The 15,953-nt window shown below is 63.6% G+C and carries 14 protein-coding genes; 8 read left to right on the top strand and 6 right to left on the bottom strand.

The features are described 5' to 3' along the window. Positions 1-83: 83 nt before the first annotated feature. Positions 84-1,388, top strand: a complete 1,305-nt coding sequence (locus NE850_RS34995) for an MFS family transporter (RefSeq protein ID WP_007181721.1) — start codon at positions 84-86, stop codon at positions 1,386-1,388. 120 nt (positions 1,389-1,508) lie between these two features. Here NE850_RS34995 and NE850_RS34990 read toward each other — a convergent pair whose 3' ends face one another. The 3 genes from NE850_RS34990 to NE850_RS34980 form a co-directional block, all read right to left on the bottom strand. Next, on the bottom strand, positions 1,509-1,730 hold the full coding sequence (locus NE850_RS34990; RefSeq protein WP_007181740.1) for a hypothetical protein: 222 nt from the start codon (positions 1,728-1,730) through the stop codon (positions 1,509-1,511). Positions 1,731-1,889: 159 nt separating this feature from the next. Then, entirely contained in the window at positions 1,890-2,972 is a 1,083-nt protein-coding gene (locus NE850_RS34985) for a glycosyltransferase family 2 protein (RefSeq protein WP_007181741.1), read from the bottom strand. A 212-nt stretch (positions 2,973-3,184) separates the two neighbouring features. Next, positions 3,185-3,364 (bottom strand): hypothetical protein, encoded by a 180-nt coding sequence (locus tag NE850_RS34980; RefSeq protein WP_007181742.1) that lies wholly within the window; start codon positions 3,362-3,364, stop codon positions 3,185-3,187. A gap of 573 nt (positions 3,365-3,937) precedes the next feature. Between NE850_RS34980 and NE850_RS34975 the strand changes: the two genes are divergently transcribed. The 5 genes from NE850_RS34975 (at position 3,938) to NE850_RS34955 (ending at position 9,326) form a co-directional block, all read left to right on the top strand. Next, positions 3,938-4,963, top strand: coding sequence for an ABC transporter substrate-binding protein (locus NE850_RS34975; protein ID WP_035518600.1), 1,026 nt, complete (start codon positions 3,938-3,940; stop codon positions 4,961-4,963). A 73-nt stretch (positions 4,964-5,036) separates the two neighbouring features. Further along, positions 5,037-6,083: an aromatic ring-hydroxylating dioxygenase subunit alpha gene (locus tag NE850_RS34970; RefSeq protein WP_310700035.1), complete on the top strand. Its 1,047-nt coding sequence runs from the start codon at positions 5,037-5,039 to the stop codon at positions 6,081-6,083. Positions 6,084-6,085: 2 nt separating this feature from the next. Beyond that, positions 6,086-6,919: an ABC transporter ATP-binding protein gene (locus tag NE850_RS34965; RefSeq protein ID WP_007181745.1), complete on the top strand. Its 834-nt coding sequence runs from the start codon at positions 6,086-6,088 to the stop codon at positions 6,917-6,919. 161 nt (positions 6,920-7,080) lie between these two features. Continuing rightward, on the top strand, positions 7,081-7,839 hold the full coding sequence (locus NE850_RS34960) for an ABC transporter permease (protein WP_310700043.1): 759 nt from the start codon (positions 7,081-7,083) through the stop codon (positions 7,837-7,839). A 41-nt stretch (positions 7,840-7,880) separates the two neighbouring features. Continuing rightward, positions 7,881-9,326 (top strand): amidohydrolase family protein, encoded by a 1,446-nt coding sequence (locus tag NE850_RS34955; protein WP_007181747.1) that lies wholly within the window; start codon positions 7,881-7,883, stop codon positions 9,324-9,326. Positions 9,327-9,570: 244 nt separating this feature from the next. Here the strand turns inward: NE850_RS34955 and NE850_RS34950 are convergent, their stop codons facing one another. Next, positions 9,571-11,907, bottom strand: coding sequence for a hypothetical protein (locus NE850_RS34950; RefSeq protein ID WP_310700034.1), 2,337 nt, complete (start codon positions 11,905-11,907; stop codon positions 9,571-9,573). Positions 11,908-12,159: 252 nt separating this feature from the next. Here NE850_RS34950 and NE850_RS34945 point away from each other — a divergent pair, with 252 nt between their 5' ends. After that, positions 12,160-12,411, top strand: coding sequence for a DUF1488 domain-containing protein (locus NE850_RS34945; RefSeq protein ID WP_007181749.1), 252 nt, complete (start codon positions 12,160-12,162; stop codon positions 12,409-12,411). Positions 12,412-12,458: 47 nt separating this feature from the next. Here the strand turns inward: NE850_RS34945 and NE850_RS34940 are convergent, their stop codons facing one another. Further along, the gene (locus tag NE850_RS34940) at positions 12,459-13,388 is read right to left on the bottom strand and encodes a LysR family transcriptional regulator (RefSeq protein WP_007181750.1); all 930 of its coding nucleotides are present in this window, start codon (positions 13,386-13,388) and stop codon (positions 12,459-12,461) included. A gap of 255 nt (positions 13,389-13,643) precedes the next feature. On the opposite strand from NE850_RS34940, the gene NE850_RS34935 reads away from it, so the two are divergent. Beyond that, positions 13,644-14,414: an SDR family NAD(P)-dependent oxidoreductase gene (locus NE850_RS34935; protein ID WP_310700033.1), complete on the top strand. Its 771-nt coding sequence runs from the start codon at positions 13,644-13,646 to the stop codon at positions 14,412-14,414. Positions 14,415-14,432: 18 nt separating this feature from the next. Here NE850_RS34935 and NE850_RS34930 read toward each other — a convergent pair whose 3' ends face one another. Beyond that, positions 14,433-15,833, bottom strand: coding sequence for a DHA2 family efflux MFS transporter permease subunit (locus NE850_RS34930; protein WP_007181752.1), 1,401 nt, complete (start codon positions 15,831-15,833; stop codon positions 14,433-14,435). Positions 15,834-15,953: the final 120 nt, after the last annotated feature.

Below are 15,953 nucleotides of genomic sequence, written 5' to 3'. Positions count from 1 at the left end.
TGCCGAACCAAGAGACGCATAAAGGCGTGGAGGAACCACGCCATTAATAATTAACAGGGGACATCCAGGAGCACAAAAGACCAATGACAAATCTTGATATTCCAGTGGCACTTTCCACACACGACACGCGGCGGCGCATTTTTGCGATCGTTGGCGCTTCATCGGGCAATCTCGTCGAGTGGTTCGACTTTTACGTGTATTCGTTCTGCGCGCTGTACTTCGCGCCGGCGTTCTTCCCGAGCGGCAATCCGACCACACAGCTGCTGAACACTGCGGGCGTGTTTGCCGCCGGTTTCCTGATGCGTCCGATCGGCGGCTGGTTCTTCGGCCGCCTTGCCGACAAGCACGGGCGGCGCACCGCCATGATGGTGTCGGTGTTCATGATGTGCGGCGGCTCGCTGGTGATCGCGGTGCTTCCCACCTACGCGCAGATCGGCGCGCTGGCACCGGCGCTGCTGCTGGTCGCGCGGCTGTTCCAGGGCTTGTCGGTGGGCGGCGAATACGGCACCAGCGCAACCTATATGAGTGAAATCGCGCTCAAGGGCCGGCGCGGTTTCTTCGCGTCGTTCCAGTACGTCACGCTGATCGGCGGGCAGTTGTGCGCGCTGCTGGTGCTGGTGGTGCTGCAACAGACGCTCTCCACTGAAGAGCTGAAGGCGTGGGGCTGGCGGGTGCCGTTCGTGATCGGCGCGCTGGCGGCACTGGTCGCGCTGTATCTGCGTAAATCGCTCGACGAAACCACCACCGCCGAAACGCGCCACCGCAAGGAGGCCGGTACGCTGCGCGGTCTGTGGCTGCACAAGGGCGCGTTCATGACCGTGCTCGGCTTCACGGCCGGGGGCTCGCTGATTTTCTACACGTTCACCACCTACATGCAGAAGTACCTGGTCAACACGGCGGGCATGCATGCGAAGACGGCCAGCAACGTGATGACCGGCGCGCTGTTCGTCTACATGCTGATGCAGCCGGCGTTCGGCGCGTTGTCGGACCGCATCGGGCGGCGCCGTTCGATGCTGTTCTTCGGATTCTTCGCGACCATCGGCACGGTGCCGTTGCTGCACGCGCTGAAAGACGTGACGAGCCCGTATGCGGCCTTCGGGCTGGTGGTGGCGGCGCTCGCGATCGTCAGTTTCTATACGTCGATCAGCGGCCTGATCAAGGCGGAGATGTTTCCGCCGGAAGTGCGCGCGCTTGGCGTGGGGTTGTCGTACGCGGTGGCCAATGCGATTTTCGGCGGCTCGGCGGAATATGTCGCGCTGTGGCTGAAGCAGGCGGGCAGCGAGTCCACGTTCTACTGGTATGTGACGGCGATGTGCGCGATTGCCGGCGTCGTGGCATTGCGTATGCGTGACCCGTCGAAAGAAGGGTATCTGCGGCACGAACCGTAAGCTCTTAACGCACGACGGCGAATGTGGTTCAGGCGCGGCGCCCGGGGTAACCCGGCGCGCTGCTTCTTCGCGGCCCGGGCGATACGAGCGGGCCGCGCGCATCGAAGGCGCGGTGCAGGCTCACGCCACGATGATCTCCGTTCCCAACGCATGCAGCAGATCGCGCAGCGCTTCGGCCTGGGCCATTTTTGCGTCGCTGCGCAAATGAATCTGCAGCGCTCGTCCGTCAATTCCATCCACGGGTTGCGCGAGCCATAACTCCACCGCGAGGCCCAATCCTTCGGGCTGGTTGACGACGACCGGTTCGATCACACGCGGCTTGAAACAGGCACTGTCGGACATGGCGTCTCGCCTCAGGTCTGATGATGTTCACACCTATCCTAATCAGCGCGCCACGCCAGACCAAGCAACAAATACGCGTTTGCTTAGCAGAGGATGCTTAGCAGAAAACACGCTTATCGCCCCGCACGGACCGGCAGCGAGTGCCGCGCCGGCGCTGCGTCACACCGGCTCCGATCGATCGCTGACGAACTCCGAGACGAACTCCTTGACGGCGGCGGCCGGATCTGCGGCAACGGCGGGCGCAGCGGCCACGGCTGCGACCGCGGCCGCAGCCACTGCTTGCCGGTGCACGCTCAACGCGCTGCGCGTGAGCATCAGAAGATGGTAGTAGAGCCGCACGCTCAATCCATACTTGTACGCGAACAGATGGGTGAAGGCGACCTTGAAGCCGGTGAGCGCCTGGCGATTCTTCGCGTGGACCGATACGACGATCGGCGCGAGACGGCGCAACGCCAGCCTGCGCGAAGGCTCCAGTTGTGCCGGCAACTTCAGCGCGTTGACGAACGCATACGCGCTGAGCGTCGCTGCGACCGTCGTGCCGCGCGTGCTATGCGAGATCGAGCTTGCCGTCTTGCGATACACCGAGACATAGTCGTGCAGATAGAACACCTCGCGCGCCGCGAGACACAACTCTGTGCCGAACACGAAGTCGCAGCACACGCCATACGCTTCCTTGTAGCCGATCCGCTTGACAAGTTCGGCATTGGCCATCCAGCCGTTGTTGGGGAACATCTGAACCAGCCCGGTTCTGCCCGGCAGAGGCTGCAGGCCTTCGGCGTCCTTCGTGCGGCGGAACGCGGCGTTCAGGCTCGCGCTTGCCGTGAAGTCGATGGCGCCGCCGTGATCGGCTTCGTACTGGTCGCCGAATGCCGCATCCAGTTGCGGATGCAGTGCCCATAACAACACGAGTTTTTCGACGCCGTCCGTGGTGAGCAGGTCGTCGTCGTGGATCAGCAGGATCTTGTCGCCGCTCGCGCGCTCGAACAAGCTCGCGACATTGCGCGCCTGGCCGAGCGAAGGCTGGTTCTTCCTGTAGCACACGCGCGGCTCCTGCGCATAGCGCGCCGCGATCAACTGCTGCGTGCGGGTGTCCTTCGAGTCGTCGCCGATCACGATTTCCAGATTGCCGTAACTTTGCGTGAGGCACGAGTCGATGCACGTCGCGATCAGTTCCGGTCGATCGCAAGTCGGCAGACAGATGGAGACCTTGGGCCGGTGGAAGGAAGTGGAGGTGATGGACATGAGCGTCTCCTTTGTTATCTGTTGAGGGGAGGCAGCCGGTTCGCTTGGCGTACAGGTCGCTGCAAGCAGAAAATTAGTCCATCACATCGGAAAAATAATCGGTAAAAATCAGGAAGAAATGTTTGGCGTATGAAAGGGCGTCGAAGGGGAATATTTATGCGGCTTCGCTGCGAGAACGCAGCAAAGCCGCTTGTAGGCCAATGCTTAATATGTCAGCTGACCGACGGCTCGCCCTCGCCGGGTTTTTTGCCGGGACGGTCCGCGGGCGACTCGTTGCGCCCTTCGTCGTCGCGTTCGGGCAGCTTGCTCTTCTCGTTATCGCTATGTACCGCCGGTTGCGGATGCTCGATGTCGGCCGGTTTTCCGTTGACGCGTTCTCTGGTTTCGCTCATGTTCCTCTCCCGAGTGGATGACATGACGATTGCAGCAAGCCGCAGACCCGGCCTCATGATCCGGCGCTCCATGAGCGAAACATCTCCGCGCCGCATCTGCACCTGGACAGTGCCGGCGCGCATCGCGCGAGTGCAGTCGTACGCGAGCGCCGCGCATGGGTTGCGCCGAAACGCCTGGCTGCGCGCGCCACATGCCGCTTTGCGGTAGTTGGCACAACATTCGCTTAAAGGAAAAACAGAGTAGAAGCGGCTAGCGAGCCGGCATGTCCATGCCGGTCACCGTGGGGCATTGCTCTTGGGGCGCATCGTGCGCCCACGTCGAAGCGATTCGGCGTTTGAACGGAACCGTCCGGTTCCGCCAACAAGGAGCGTGCGATGCAGTTGCCCCAGATGTTCACCCGACTGTTGTGCCTCAACGCGATTACACGCGGCGATCTGCGTTCGCGCATGCCTGCGCGTCGTATCGATTCGGCTTGCGCGCAGCGCAGCGGTCACATCGCCCGTTCCTTGTACGGCATTCGGCCTTGCCTTCTCACGTTCCCAACCTTGCCCACATTCACACGGAGTTCAGTCATGCGCATTTCGCATCTTCTCTCCCGCATTGCAGTGTCCGCCCGTTCATTCGCGACGCGCACCGCCGCTGCGGCCACGCTGGCCGGCGCCGCGTTCGCGGTGGCGCTGCCGGCTCATGCCGACGACCACGTCAGCTTGTTGACCAGCTGGTACGCGCAAGCCGAGCACGGTGGTTTCTATCAGGCCGTCGCGACCGGCATCTACAGGAAATATGGGCTCGACGTCACGATCAGGATGGGCGGCCCGCAAGTCAACGGCATGCAGTTGCTTGCCGGCGGCCAGGCGGACTTTCTGCTCGGCTACGACTTTCAGGTGCTCTCGAGCGTGGAAGCCGGCATTCCCGTCGCCACGGTGGCCGCCGCGTTCCAGTACGACCCGCAAGGCATGATGACCCACGCCGACGTGACCAGTCTCGCCGGTTTGAAGAACAAGACGATCCTCGTCGCCGGTTCGGGCCGCACGACGTGGTGGCCGTGGCTGAAGGCGAAGTACGGCTATACGGAAGCACAAGCGCGCCCGTACACCTTCAACCTGCAACCGTTCTTCGCCGATCCGAACGTCGCGATGCAGGCGTATCCGTCTTCTGAAACGTTCCAGGCCGAGCAGGCTCATGCGAACGCGCACTTCTTCCTGTTCGCCGACGACGGCTATCCGCCGTACAACAGCACGATCGTCACGATGCGCGACACCATGAAAAACAGGCCGGACGTGGTGGCGCGTTTCGTGAAGGCTTCGATGGAAGGATGGAAGAGCTACCTGAACGACCCCGCACCGGGCAATGCGCTAATCAAGAAAGACAACCCGCAGATGAGCGATGCGCAACTCGCGTACGGCGTAGCGCAACTGAAGAAGCTCAAACTCGTGACTGGTGGCGATGCGGCCACGCAGGGCATCGGCACGATGACCGACGCGCGCTGGAAAAAGACCTTCGACTACATGGTCGACGCCAAACTCCTCAAGCCCGCCACCGATTATCACGCGGCCTACACGCTGCAATTCATTCAGAACGCGAAGGTGATGCCTTGAGGCCGGCCCTCGACGCGGATACCTCACATCACCTGAACGCCTGAACGTCTGAACGCCCGACAAGGAGCATCACATGCTGGTCACCCGTCAAAACGTCTTGCGCCGCTTCTGGTACGCCATCATGCCGATGGCGCAACTCGATGCCGGCCCGCAGCCGTTCACCCTGCTCGGCGAGCCGATCGTGTTATGGAAAGGCGCGGGCGGCAAGCCGCACGCGTTGCGCGATCGTTGTTGCCACCGCACGGCAAAACTGTCGAAGGGATTCGTCGATAGCGACGGCAATATCGCCTGCGGCTATCACGGCTGGACCTACGACTGTTCGGGTCAATGCGTGAAGATTCCGCAGAACAGCGGCGGGGCGATTCCGTCGCGCGCCGTGGTGCCGTCGTATCGCTGCGAGGAACGCTACGGCTATGCGTGGGTCGCGCTCGACGAGCCGTTGCAGCCGATCCCCGAGTTTCCCGAGGACGACGCGCCCGGTTATCGCCGCATCCTGCAGTTTTACGAGCGCTGGGAAACGAGTCCGCTGCGCATGATGGAAAACTCGTTCGACAACTCGCATTTCAGCTTCGTGCATAAAGGCAACTTCGGCCTGTTCGATAACCCCAAGCCGTCGAAATACGAATTCCGCCCGCACGAATGGGGCTTCGAAGCCGAGACGCACGTGCCCGTGCGCAATCCGCCCGCGAGCTATCGCATCACCGGCACGACGGAGGAGGTCACCGAGCGCCATCTGATCAACCGCTGGTTCATGCCGTTCGCGCGGCGCTTCGGCTGCGTGTATCCGGCGAGCGGTATCCATCACATCATCTACAATTGCGCGACGCCGATCGACGACCGCACGCTGATGCTGTCGCAATGGCTCTATCGCAACGACACCGAAGACGCCTGCTCGACGCAGGAACTGATCGACTGGGATCGCCCGATCACCGACGAAGACCGCGACATTCTCGAAGCCACCGACTACGACGCCTGCATCGACGTGCGCCGTCAGCAGGAGTGCCATATGGAGTCGGATCAGCCCGGCCTGCTGATGCGCCGCATGCTGCTCAAGCTGCTGAACGATCATGGCGAGTCCGAAGTATTTCGCGAAGTCTTGCCCATTCACGTGGAGGAGTGATCATGGCGGCGACTGAAACCTTTACTCCTGACAGGGCCGCGTCGTCGCTCTCGGTGCAGCGCGTCGACAAGTGCTATCCGAACGGCACGATTGCGCTGGAGGACGTGCGCCTTGCCATCGAGCCCGGCGAGTTCGTTTCGCTGCTCGGGCCGTCGGGTTGCGGCAAGAGCACGCTGCTGAAAATGTTCGCCGGCATTGAAACGCCGACGCATGGCCACATGCGCTGGTGGGGACAGCCGTTCGAGACGGTCGGCTCGCCGGGGCGGCGCATGTCGATGGTGTTTCAGGAAGCGACGCTGATGCCGTGGGCGACGGTCGCCGACAACGTGCGTCTGCCGCTCGATCTCGCCCATGTGCCGCGCCGCGAAGCCGCCGCGCGTGTAGCCGCTGCGCTCGACGGCGTGGGGCTCGCCAAATTCGGCAAGGCGTTGCCGCGCGAACTGTCCGGCGGTATGCAGATGCGCGCGTCGCTGGCTCGCGCGCTCGTGACCGAGCCGGATTTGCTTCTGCTCGATGAGCCGTTCGGCGCGCTCGACGAATTCACCCGTAACCGCCTCGACAGCGATTTGCGCGCCCTGTGGCAACGGCGCGGCATGACGGTGGTGTTCGTCACGCACAGCATTTACGAGGCGGTGTATCTGTCGGGCCGGGTGGTCGTGATGCAGGCGCGGCCGGGCCGCATCATCGCCGACGTGCCGATCGACGGTCCGCTCGAACGCGACGATGCCTATCGCGTCAGCGAGCCGTTCCTGCAGCATTGCAAGACGCTCTCGGAGTTGATCACCGATGCGCATCGCGCGTCGTTTGCGAACGAAGAAACAGGAGTGCAATCATGACGGGCGAAGTGCTTGCGGGTCATTCGGGCAATGGCGGGCGAGGGGCGGCGGCCGCCTCTTCGACAGCGGCTGCGGCGCAGGATGCGAGGCCTGCTGCCAGGCCCGCTACAAGCTCTGCTACAAGTGCCCGGCGGCGGCCGTGGTTGCAACGTCCGGGCGTGATGAAGGCGTTGGCGCCGTGGGTCGTCGGCGTAGTGGTGCTCGCAGCGTGGCAGGCCTGGTGCGTGGTGATGAAGGTGCCGGCGTATCTGGTGCCGTCGCCCTCGGCGATCGTGAGCGAGTTGGTGCAGGATGCGCCGCTGCTGTTCGGCAGCCTGCTCGCCACCTTGAAGATCACCCTGCTGGCGTTCGCGCTGGCCACGCTGCTGGGTGTCGTGATCGCGTTGCTGTTCGTGCAGAGTCCGCTGATCGAGGCGAGCCTGTTTCCCTACGCAATCCTGTTGCAGGTCACGCCGGTCGTGGCGATCGCGCCGCTCATCATCATCTGGGTCGAGGATATGGACGCCGCGCTGGTGCTGTGCGCGACGCTCGTGGCGTTGTTCCCGATCATCTCGAACACGGCGCTCGGTTTGCGCAGCGTGAACCCCGGGCTGATCAACCTCTTCAGGATCAATCGCGCGACCCGCTGGCAGACCTTGGTGCGTTTGCGGATTCCGAGCGCGTTGCCCTATTTTTTCGGGGGACTGAGGATTTCGAGCGGCTTGTCGCTGATCGGCGCCGTGGTGGCGGAATTCGTCGCCGGTACGGGCGGCAGCGGCGCGGGGCTCGCGTATCAGATCTTGCAGGCGGGTTTCCAGCTGAATATTCCGCGTCTGTTCGCGGCGCTGCTGCTGATCACCGTGACGGGCGTCGTGCTGTTCGCCATCACGGCGCGGGTGTCGCGCATAGGCTTGCGCGGCTGGCACGACAGTCAACTTTGAATGCCTTTGAATGCATTGGCGACGAACTCAGGCTCGAACTCATGACGACACATCACACGACACCTTCCACCTTGATCCGCAATGCGGCGGCGATCATGACCGGCGGCCGTGGTTCGGCCGACGATCCCGCGCGCGCGAATGGTCCCGACATCCGCATTGCCGGCGACACGATCGAAGCGATCGGCGCGCTCACGCCACGGCCGGGCGAGGCGATCGTCGACGCCACCGATTGCGTGATCTACCCGGCATGGGTCAACACGCACCATCATCTGTTCCAGTCGCTGCTCAAGGGCGACACGGCAGGGCTGGACGCCACGCTCACGCCGTGGCTCGCGGCGACGCCGTATCGCTTCAGGGCGCTCTTCGACGAGCGGCGCTTCCGGCTCGCGGCGCGCATCGGCCTGATCGAACTGGCGCGCTCGGGCTGTGCGACAGTGGCCGATCACAACTATGTGTATTACCCGGACATGCCGTTCGACAGTTCGGCGATCCTGTTCGAAGAGGCGCAGAAACTCGGCTTGCGTTTCGTGTTGCTGCGCGGTGGCGCCACGCGGACACGTCAGCTCGAAGCTGAATTGCCGAGCGCTTTGCGGCCCGAAACGCTGGATGCCTACATCGCTGATGTCGAACGGCTTGCCGCCCGTTATCACGACGCTTCGCCGCGCGCGATGCAGCGTGTCGTGATGGCGCCGACCACCGTGCTGTATTCGATCTCGCCCGCCGAAATGCGCGAGACGGCGGCGGTGGCGCGTGGTCTGGGGCTGCGTCTGCACAGCCATCTCTCGGAGACGGTGGGCTACCAGGATAGCGCGCATGCCCTGTACCGGCAGTCGCCGGTGGCGTTTTGCGGCGAGCACGACTGGCTCGGCAGCGACGTTTGGTACGCGCATCTCGTCAAGGTCGACGCCGACGAGATCGCGCTGCTCGCGCAAACCGGCACCGGCGTCGCCCATTGTCCGCAGAGCAATGGGCGTCTCGGCAGTGGCATTTGCCCGGTGCGCGAGATGGCCGACGCGGGCGTGCCGGTGTCGATCGGCGTGGACGGCGCGGCGTCGAACGAAGCGGCCGACATGATCTCCGAAGTGCACATGACATGGCTCGCGCAGCGCGCGCGGCTCGGCATGATGGCGCAGCCCGCGTTTCGTGGCGGCAGCTTCGAAGGCGGCGCGAGCGCGGCGAGCGTGGCCGATGTGATTCATTGGGGCACCGCGGGTGGCGCGCGGATCATGGGCCTCGACGAGGTCGGCAGGATTGCGGTGGGTTTCGCCGCGGATCTCGCGGTGTACCGGCTCGACGACCCGCGGTATTTCGGCTTGCACGATCCGGCGATCGGGCCGGTGGCGTCGGGCGGAAGGCCTTCGCTGGCCGCGCTGTTTTCTGCCGGAAAGCGTGTGGTGGCCGATGACCAGATCGACGGTGTCGATCTCAGGGAACTGGCGCGTGAGGCGAGGGCGGCTGTTCGGGAACTGCTGGAGGAAGTGGTTTGAGGTGGGCGGCTTGGCTTTTTGACCCGCTGCTCGCCGCGCGTTGACGCGACGGGTACAGCAAGCATTCTGCGTCGACGGCAAGTGGACGATGCAGAACCCAGCCCATCGAGCATTCAAGTGCTCGAGCCTGTGGATATGAACCACGGGGCACCACTGCCGACCGCCCGGTCAATCGCGAGCATGTCGGCGCGGCAGCCGACGCGGCAAGACGATGCGGCCGGTACTGCCGCATCGCCCCTTCCGACTAATTCAGCAACTGACTCAACTCAAGCTGCGCGGCCCCTATCTGCGCCTGAAGTTGCGTCTCCAGATCCTGATATTGCAGCCGTTGGCCGGCAAGTTGATCGAATCTCGGGCGTAAATTATCCAGTTCCAGTTTCAGCCGCACCAGGTCTTCGTTGAACCGCCTGATGTCCGCGCGAATGGATTGCCTTCGTTCACTGAGCTCGCGGATGCGCACCTCCGCTTGCGGGTCACGCGGCTGCCCGGTGCTACGGAGTTGTTGAAGCTGAGCCAACAGGTTGGCGCTCTCCTGTTCTGTCTGAGTTTTCCGTTGCGTCAGGTCCGCCCTCCGTTGTTCATACTCTGTTCGAAGCTGTCCTATCTCCTGAATCCTTCGGCCAGTGAAGACCAGATCCTGCGCGACAGTTTGCATTCGCGTTTGCAAGCTGGTTAATGTCTGCTGTGCCCGCTGGATCTGGTAGGCCCTTTGCTCGTCGCCCACGGCAGTTGTTCGTTCTCTGGACTCGTTTCCGCCACCTTGCAGGCCGACATCGCCATGCGGTTGCCAGCTACCGTCCGGCCGACGCTCGATGGGAACGCCCGGAGCAGTCGGTTTGTCCTGTTGCACAAGGCGCCACGTCTGGTTGGCCGGGTCGTAGCGCACCGGATAGCTGTGGCCGTGATCCTGAATGTACCGCTGCCCCGTTGAATCGATGAGGACTCCAGCGTGGGCCGGGTCAGGCTGCAACGCGCCCGAGGGCTGGGCCGCATAGCGCGAGGGCAGCGTAGGCCTATCTGACGTGCGTTGATTATCGGATCCCGCGGAGTTCGTTTTTTCCGCCAGGCTGTCGCCACCCTTGAAATTGTGCTCGAACGTGTCCACCGAACTGGCGGCCAGCGACGGCGCCGGCTTGCCGCGAGCCACGCCGGCGCCAGACGGATGAGTCTCGCCGGCGCCGGTGAGGTGCTCCCCTTCGGGTTCGAACCCGCCGAGCAGCAGACCGGCGAGCGCCGTCCCGGCGTCGATCAGGCCCACCTGCTCACTGCTCAGTCCGCCTTGATCGGGGAATTCGGCGTCGAGCAACTTGTTGGCCAGCCAATCGGCGCCCGGGATCGGCGACAGGCCGGATAACACCCGGCCGATGCCGTAGAGGATCTTGTCGGCGAGGCCGGGAATGTGCTCGCGCAGCATCGCGCGGTTTTTCTCGTCGATGTCTTTGAGCGCGCCGCCGTAGTTCTTCGCGAGATTGTTGACGTAGTCGTTGTCGACGGCGGGGGGTGTCTGGGCAACGTCCTCGTACGTCTTCGGACGCTCGGCCTGGTCCAGGTCCGCTCCGGGCTTGTCCAGGGTCGTGAGCGCCTTGTCCTGCAGGGCCTGCACGCGGCGGTGTATCGCCGAGCCCGGATCCGTCATCCCGTGCTGGAACGTCAGCAGATCCTGCGCGATCTGCTCGGGCGGGCGCTTGCGCGCCGAGGATGTGCCGCGCTCCTGGCTCGAATGGCCGTCGTCGGAAAGCAGCTTCTCCATTATCGACTGGTACGGAAAGGTCTTCGCGTAGGCGGGCTTGCGCGTTTGGGCGTCCCAGTCGGGATCGTCGGAGTTGTGCGGCAGATTGATGGTGTCGGGCGTGTACTTTTCCGCCTCGTCGAGCATGCCATTCACGCGGGCGGCCGATTCGTTCGATGACTTCTGAGTGGCCGCGTAAATGTCACTGACCTTGTTGTGGATGTCGCGCTGCATATCAGTCTTGATTTTGACGGCCTGCGCGAAGCTCGCCTCGCGTTGCTGCGGTGTCATGCCCGGTGCGCTGAATGTGCTGTACTGGCCGCGCAGTTGCTGCAGGCGTTGCGCGCCGCCGTCGCCGAGCAGGCCGGCGCCGGCCGGCATATTGAAGATGGCATTCAGGCGGCGCAGCGGGTCGGCACGGGTTCGTTGCAGTTCCGTTTGCACCTCTGTTTCGAGCTGCCGGATGTCGGTGTCGCGCTGTGGGTTCGGCTCGCTGAGCACGGTCTTCGCGCGCGCGGCGAAGCGCTCCCGTGTTTCCTCGTCCATCTGCGCCGTGAGGGGCGCAAGACTCTCCAGACGCATTCGCGCGGCGACGAAGTCTCGCGGGTAGCCGGTCATCAGCAGCTTCGTCGTCTGTTCCTGGACGAGCGTTGTCTTGGCGTCGTTGGCGTAGTTGATCGATTGATCGCCACCGTCGTACTTCTTCAGCATCGCGCTGGCGAATTCGGTCGGCGTCGTTGTGCCTTTCGGTATGACGGTTCCAGGCGTCGGGGCGACAGCGTCGAGCTTGTGGGACAGCGCGCCAGGTGTCGTCGAGAACGTGGGGTGAAAATCGGAGACGGAGTTTGACATAGGACATCTCGTGATGGTGAATGAGAAGTTGCGTTGCAATCCGCCGGAGCGGACTGCCATCACGATGAAAGCACTGCGGTCATGCCGCGGTGTGTTACAGGAGGATGACCCTATGCGCGACGCAAATCTCCCCTGGCTGCTTGCCCGGCAACGCAAGGTCAGGGCAGCCCTCCACACTTACAAACAACCGCTTGACCACGCTCGCCATTCAGCGCACCGTGGGACGAGAACCCTATACCCCGGGAGTACGAAATGTCCCTCAACTTCCCGAACCCAAGCCGCAGCTATGACGCCTCGCACCACTGCGTCAATTTCTGGGGCTATGACAATGCGCGCGAAATTGCTTTCATCGTCACCCGTTCGGTGATTTCGAATCTGAGCCCCAGCGTGGGCGCAGATGAACCCGCCGTGCTCGCGGCGTTCGACCGGCATCGCGAGCAAATCCTGACGCTCGCTCGCGGCCTGTATCTCGGCGGCCCACAAAACCGCTACACGATTTCCTGATACAGACGGCGCGAGGGGCCGCCGCGCGCACGTCGCCGGGTCCGGAATCAAGCCGCCGGTTCGCGCGGCGCGCCACCCGTGAGCGAAACGATAAATTCGAAGAACGCCCGAACCTTGGCCGGCGGATGATGCCGCGAAGGGTAAAGCGCGTACAGCGGATAAACCTCGTCGCTCCAGTCAGGAAACAGCGCGACCAGTTTGCCGCTCGCCATCAGCGATTCGGCGCCGAGCTCCAGAATCTGCGCGACGCCCTGGCCCGCTGCGCAGGCGCTGTGCAAGGTGCCCACGTCGTTGACCGTCAAACGGCCTTGCGGCGTCACCACGATCTTCTTGCGGCCGCGATGAAATTCCCAGTTGAACGGGTAGCCCGTCAGCGGATCGCGGAACTTGATGCACACATGCTTGCCGCTTTCGAGATCGGCCGGGTTCACCGGATGCCCGTGTTTCTTCAGATACGACGGCGCGGCCACGGTGAGAATCCGCGTGTCCAGCAGCTTGCGGGCAATCAGCGTCGACACCGGCGGGTCGCCGAAACGGATCGCGAGATCGAAACCGTCGGCGACCATGTCGCCCAACTGGTCGCGGGTGATCAGTTCGAGCTGCAGATCGGGATGCCTGTCGATAAAGCCGCCGAGCCTCGGCCCCAGCACGAGGCGTGAAAAGAACGGATCCATGTTCACGCGCAAACGTCCGCGAACGGCGGTCGCGCCCTGCGCGGCGGAGGCCGCCGCTTCTTCGAGTCCACCCAGCAACGGCACGATCTGTTCGTAGAAGCGCCGGCCTTCGTCGGTCAGCACGACCGAGCGCGTGGTGCGATCGAACAGCCGGATGCCGAGACGCGCTTCGAGCCGCGCGACCGAACGGCTGACCCCGGATTGCGACATGTCGAGCGCAACGCCCGCCGCCGCGAAACTGCCGGAATCGACGATCGCCGTCAAGACGCCCATGCCGTTCAGCATGCGCTCGTCAAATGGCATGTGATAGTCCTTTGTTATGCATTAATGCGTGACATGCTAACGCGAAAATCCGTTTGAATTCACGCGCCGGCGCGGCGAAATGCCGTCTGGCAAGGCCGACGAATGATGTCGTGTCATGAGTGGAATGACAGCCACGCTATCGCGTCAGTCACATGGCGCGCGTTAATCTGTACGAACCCGCCCGATGTACAAAGACATGCGACTCTCGTCATGCATTGGGCATATTTGGACTGAATAACGGAGAGCGTTCCATGTTTGCGTATTTTTATTACCGGCTCCGCCGATGGTCTCGGTCAGATGGCCGCGCGTCTGCTCGTCGACGCCGGACATCAGGTGGTGTTGCACGCACGCAGTGACGCGCGCGCCGAGCAGGCATTGAAAGCAGTGCCGCAAGCTGAGACGGCGCTGGTTGCCGACCTGTCGAGCATCGCCGCCACGGCTGAACTCGCGCAGCAGGTCAACCGGCTAGGCCGTTTCGATGCGGTGATTCACAACGCGGCGGTCGGTTATCAGGAGCCGCGCCGGATCGCGACCGTCGACGGCTTGTCGCACGTGTTCGCGGTCAACACGCTGGCGCCGTACATTCTGAGCGCACTGATCGGGAAGCCGAAACGGCTCGTCTATCTGAGCTCGGCGCTGCATCGCAGCGGCGACGCGAGCCTCGACGATCTGGCTTGGGAGCGGCGCCCCTGGCGGGGCACGGCGGCCTACTCGGACTCGAAACTGCATGACGCGCTGCTGGCGTTCGCGCTTGCGCGCCGCTGGCCGCAGGTGTTGTCGAATGCACTGGAGCCGGGTTGGGTCGCGACGAAAATGGGTGGACCGGGCGCACCGGACGATCTGCTGGCGGCGCCGGAAACCCAGGTATGGCTCGCGGTCAGCGATGAACCGGCAGCCACCGTCAGCGGCGCGTACTTCTACCATATGAAGCCGCGCGAGACGCATCCGGCGGTGCACGACGTGGCTGTTCAGGAGCGTCTGCTCGAAGCTTGCGCGGGCTTTTCCGGCATCCGTTTGCCGGACTGATGCAGAGGGCGGCGGCGCTCAGCGCCCCGCGCCTTGAGTCGCTTGCCCGTGCACCGTGCGCGAGGCAGGCGCTTCGTCGAGATGACGAAACACCCAGGCCGACACCAGCGTGATCACGCCCACGCACACGAACGCGAGGCGAAACCCGAGCGCGGCCGATCCCACCTGCGCGGAGAAGAGATTCACCAGCCCGCCGCCGATCGACACACCCAGCCCGATCGCCAGCATCTGCACCATCGAAAAGAGGCTGTTGCCGCTGCCGGCATCGGCATGCGAGAGGTCTTTGAGCGTGACGCTGTTCATCGCCGCGAATTGCATGGAGTTGGCGGCGCCGAACACGGCCAGGATCGTGATCCCGACCACGAGCGGCGTGCCGCGCGTAATCAGCGCAAAGGCCACGATCGAGGAACCGACGATCACGGTGTTGACGAGCAGGAACGTGTCGTAGCCATAGCGGCGCACGAGCGGCGCGATCCAGCGTTTGGCGACGGTGCCGGCCAGCGCGGCGGGCAGCATCATCAGGCCGGAATGCAGCGGCGAATAGCCCAGTTGCAATTGCAGCAGCAAGGGCACGAGAAACGGCACGGCGCTCGAACCGATGCGGCACACCAGGTTGCCGATCAAACCGACGCTGAAATTCGGCTCGCGAAACAGCGAAAGTTTGAAGAGCGGATCGGCCCGGCGTTTCGCATGCGGAATGTAGGCGAGCGCGCTCACGGCGGCGAGTACGAAAAGCGCTGCGGACCATGCCAGCCGATGCGTGGGCATGGGCGCGTCGATGGCGAGCGAGAACGCGATCATGCACAGCGAGAGCAGCCCGCAGCCGACGAAGTCGAACGGCGGCGCCTGGGTTTCGCCGTGCGCTGGCAGGAAGCGCTGCACCGCGTACAGACCCACGGCGCCGATCGGCACATTGATGAGGAAAATCCAGTGCCACGTGATCGCCTGAACGAACCAGCCGCCGAGCGTCGGCCCGGCGATCGGTCCCAACTGTCCCGCGACCGAAATGAACGCGAGGGCCGCGACGTACTGCTCGCCCGTCACGCTGCGCAACACGGCGAGCCGTCCGATCGGCAGCAGCATCGAGCCGCCCACGCCTTGCAGGACGCGCGCCATCACCAGTTGGCCGAGCGTATGCGCGCTCGCGCAGCAGATCGAGCCGATGACGAACAGCAGAATGGCCGCGAAATAGACGCGCCGCGTGCCGAAGCGGTCGGCGAGCCAGCCGGAGGCGGGCGTGAGCATCGCCATGGTCAGCGTGTAGGCGACCACGATGGGCTGCATGGCAAGCGGTGCGACGTGCAGGCTGTTCGCAATCGACGGCAAGGCGGTATTGACGATCGTCGTGTCGAGGGACTGCATGAAAAAACCGGCAGCGACGATCCAGAGCAGGGCGGTCTGGGAAGAATCCTTGGTCATCTTTTACGGAGGGCGGCGGGCCGGCAGGGGCGCACCTGGGCTCGGAGCATTGATTGGGGGAATTCCGTCATGATATTGACATCCTCGTCAATCGGGAACCCCACTAGGGGCGCTGATTGT

The sequence above is a fragment of the Paraburkholderia sp. USG1 genome (genome assembly GCF_031570135.1).
Lineage (GTDB): Bacteria > Pseudomonadota > Gammaproteobacteria > Burkholderiales > Burkholderiaceae > Paraburkholderia > Paraburkholderia dioscoreae.
This window is presented reverse-complemented; position numbering and strand designations above follow the sequence as displayed.